Source organism: Frankia sp. CcWB2 (assembly GCF_977927585.1).
On sequence record NZ_CDWRCM010000004.1, the window covers coordinates 41,518 to 45,111 of the forward strand.

Annotated in this window: 3 protein-coding genes; 1 reads left to right on the plus strand and 2 read right to left on the minus strand. The window is 70.1% G+C overall.

Annotated features, from left to right (window positions below):
• Together ACY45C_RS01410 and ACY45C_RS01415 are read right to left on the minus strand one after the other, a co-directional pair.
• On the minus strand, positions 1 to 296 hold a 296-nt coding region (locus tag ACY45C_RS01410; protein ID WP_462185863.1), incomplete at its 3' end, for an ATP-binding protein.
• 38 nt (positions 297 to 334) lie between these two features.
• The gene (locus ACY45C_RS01415) at positions 335 to 676 is read right to left on the minus strand and encodes an STAS domain-containing protein (protein ID WP_462185864.1); all 342 of its coding nucleotides are present in this window, start codon (positions 674 to 676) and stop codon (positions 335 to 337) included.
• 359 nt (positions 677 to 1,035) lie between these two features.
• Here ACY45C_RS01415 and ACY45C_RS01420 point away from each other — a divergent pair, with 359 nt between their 5' ends.
• The gene (locus tag ACY45C_RS01420) at positions 1,036 to 3,453 is read left to right on the plus strand and encodes a DEAD/DEAH box helicase (protein ID WP_462185865.1); all 2,418 of its coding nucleotides are present in this window, start codon (positions 1,036 to 1,038) and stop codon (positions 3,451 to 3,453) included.
• Positions 3,454 to 3,594 lie beyond the last annotated feature (141 nt).

Below are 3,594 nucleotides of genomic sequence, written 5' to 3' on the forward strand. Positions count from 1 at the left end.
GCGGTGACGAGGCCACCGTCCGGACCGGGGGCGACTTCGTCTCCGGTTCTACCGCAGTCGGCCACCGTGATGGTGAAGGAATCGGCGCCGTCGATGAGCGCGACATGCACCGGGGCCTGCGGCGCATGCTTGCGGTTGACGCGCACCGCTCGGGTGCATGCCTCCGTCACCGCAAGTTTGATCTCATCGGCCGCGCTGACCGGAACTCCTGCGCGCCGGCTGACCGCCGTCGCGATCATCCTGGCGGTACGAACGTGCCCGTTCAGGGCAGCGAACCGCAGCTCAACGGTGGGCATACGGCGGGCCTGCCTTTCGCGAAAGAGTGATGTCCGGCTCAGTCGCTCGCGGCAAGGGCTTCCTCGACGGAGGAGTGGATGGGGAAGACCTTGGTCAGGCCGGTGATCCGGAAAATCTTCAGGATGCGCTCCTGAGTGCAGACCAGACGCAGTGAACCCTCGTGCGCACGCACCCGCTTGAGCCCGCCGACGAGGACCCCGAGGCCCGTCGAATCGAGGAACTCGACGCCTTCCATGTCGACGACGAGGTGGTATGACCCCCCGGACACGAGATCGATGAGCTGCTCGCGAAGCTTCGGCGCGGTGTAGACGTCGATCTCGCCGCCCACCACCACGACCGTGTGGTTGCCTTCTTGGCGTGTCGTGAGGGACAGGTCCACGGATCCTCCTTGTGTGCCTCCGGCCGTCCCGTGCTTCGGGCGACCGACATCACGGCGCCATTACCCTCCCACGAGGAGGATCAATCCGGTGTGCCGCGACACAGATCGCGGGTCCGGTGTTGCGGCGTCGCCGGCTGATGACGTCTGATGACGTCTGATGAAATGTATCCCCGATCTTGGCGCTCGTGTGGGGGTCGACCGACTGCATCGGCGGTTTCGACGCAGCTGGTCCCGCGGGGACACTCTGTGGTCCGCCTGTCGTCTTGTCGTCGGCATCGCTGCCCGTAGCCACGCCGAGATGTTCCCCGGACCGGGATCCGGGATCCTCGGGCTCGGTCGGCCGGGGGCCCGAGAGGGCGATGCTCCGGGGGTTTGTCCGGCTGAAGGGCGCCGTGACCGCGTCGAGACGCATATCCTCGATCGTCGTGGGCTCGCCGGTGGATGTCGACGGTGCGGACACGGCCCTTGCCGGGCTGCGCCGCGACGTGCGACGAGCGCGGTGCATGACGCACATCGAGCGCGTCCCTGCCCGGGACGGCTGCCCGGCGCCATGGCCGGACTGGATCGATCCGGTCCTGCGGGGACGGTGGACGGCCGCCGGGATCGCGAGCCCCTGGAGCCACCAGGCGGCTGCCGCCGAGGCCGCGTACGCCGGGCGCAGCGTGGTGCTGGCGACCGGCACGGCCTCGGGCAAGTCGCTTGGCTATCTGATGCCGGTGCTGTCCCGGCTGCTCGCCGAGCCCGGTGCCCGGGCACTCTACCTGGCGCCCACGAAGGCGCTGGCCCACGACCAGCTTAGAGCCGTGCGGTCGCTGCGGCTCACCGGTATCCGGGCCGCCGCGTTCGACGGGGACACGCCGGCGGCCGAACGGGACTGGGTCCGGGCGCACGCCGGCCTGGTCCTGACCAACCCCGACATGCTCCACCGTGGCATCCTGCCCTTCCACCGGCGGTGGGCCCAGTTCCTGCGCGGCCTGCGTTACGTCGTCGTCGACGAGTGCCACGGCTACCGAGGGGTATTCGGCGCACACGTGGCCGCGGTGATCCGCCGGCTGCGGCGGATCTGCGCGCGCTACGGGACCGATCCGGTGTTCCTGCTCGCGTCCGCGACCGTCGCCGATCCCGGGGTCTTGGCCGCACGGCTCACCGGCGTGGAGGTCGAGGTGGTCGACGTCGACGGATCTCCGCGGGGGCCACTGGACTTCGTGCTCTACGAACCTCCGCTGCTCACGGCCGGGCAGAGCTCGCCGGACCGGGAGGACCCGACCTCCGCGCCCGGCCCGGGCGAGAACGGCGCCCCCGTCCGCCGGTCGGTGACCGCCGAGTCCGCGGATCTGCTGGCGGACCTCGTCGCGGACGGTGTGCGCACCCTGGTCTTCGTCCGCTCGCGACGGGCCGCCGAGGTGGTGGCGGTGACTGCCCGCCGCGAACTCGGTCGGATCGCTGCAGACCTCGTCGACCGGGTGGCGGCGTATCGGGCGGGCTACCTGCCGGAGGAGCGACGGGCCCTGGAGGAGGATCTCCGCTCGGGCGCCCTGCTCGGGGCGGCCGCGACGCCGGCACTCGAGCTCGGGGTGGACATCAGCGGGCTGGACGCCACCGTCACCGCCGGTTTTCCTGGCACGCTCGCCTCGCTCTGGCAGCAGGCCGGGCGCGCCGGGCGGGATGGCCGGCGATCGCTGGCCGTGTTGGTCGCCCGGGACGATCCGCTTGACACCTACCTGGTGCATCATCCCGAAGCCGTCTTCGGACGGCCGGTGGAGGCCAGCGTCTTCGACCCCGACAATCCCTACGTGCTCGCTCCGCACCTGGAGTGCGCCGCGGCCGAGTTGGCGCTGACCGAGGCGGATCTGGCGTTGTTCGGACCGACCGCTGCGTTCGCCGTCGACGACCTGGTCCGCCGAGGACGGCTGCGCCGCCGGCCCACGGGCTGGTTCTGGACGCAACGGGCCCGGCCGGATGTGGACATCCGAGGGGCGGGAGGACCACCGGTTCGCATCGTCGAAGCGCGGACCGGCCGGCTCCTGGGCACTGTGGACGCCGCGACCTCGCACACGACGGTGCACGCTGGTGCGGTCTATCTTCACCAGGGATCGAGCTTCGTGGTCGAGGACCTCGACCACGAAGAATCCGTCGCGTTCGTATGCGAGTCGACGCCGGAATGGACGACCACCGCGCGTGACCACACCGACATCAGGGTGGTGGAGTCGTCGCGATCCCGGGTGCTGCCCGAGGTGGAGGTGCACCTCGGCGTGGTCGAGGTCACCAGCCAGGTCGTCGGATACCAGCGGCGACTGATCGCGACGGGCGAGGTGCTCGGGCAGGAGCCTCTCGATCTGCCGCCGCGTCAGCTGCGAACCCGGGCCGTCTGGTACACGCTGTCCGACGACCTGCTTGCCCGAGCCGCGATCGAGCCGGCGGACGTCCCCGGCGCCGTCCACGCCGCCGAACACGCGGCGATCGGTCTGCTCCCGCTGTTCGCGACCTGTGACCGTTGGGACATCGGCGGTGTCTCGACCGCGCGCCATCCGGACACCGAACGCACCAGCGTCTTCGTCTACGACGGACACGCCGGCGGGGCGGGTTTCGCCGAACGGGGATTTCTCCGAATCGGTGCCTGGCTGGCTGCGACCCGGGACGCGATCGAAGCGTGTGAGTGCCCGGCGGGGTGCCCGTCGTGCGTCCAGTCGCCCAAATGCGGAAATGGCAATGAGCCGCTCGATAAGGCGGCTGCCTGGCGGCTCCTCGCCGCGGTGACCGCCATGGAGTCGAAATGAAATAACTTGCGCGTTTCGAACCCTCCACAGGCCTGTGACCTGTGATGATGCTCTCGATCACGTATTTGTTACTTCATTACGTCCCCCATGATCGGCTAGCCCCGTGACCGCTTCGCCGCGGCGTGGTTCCCCCGCGACCGG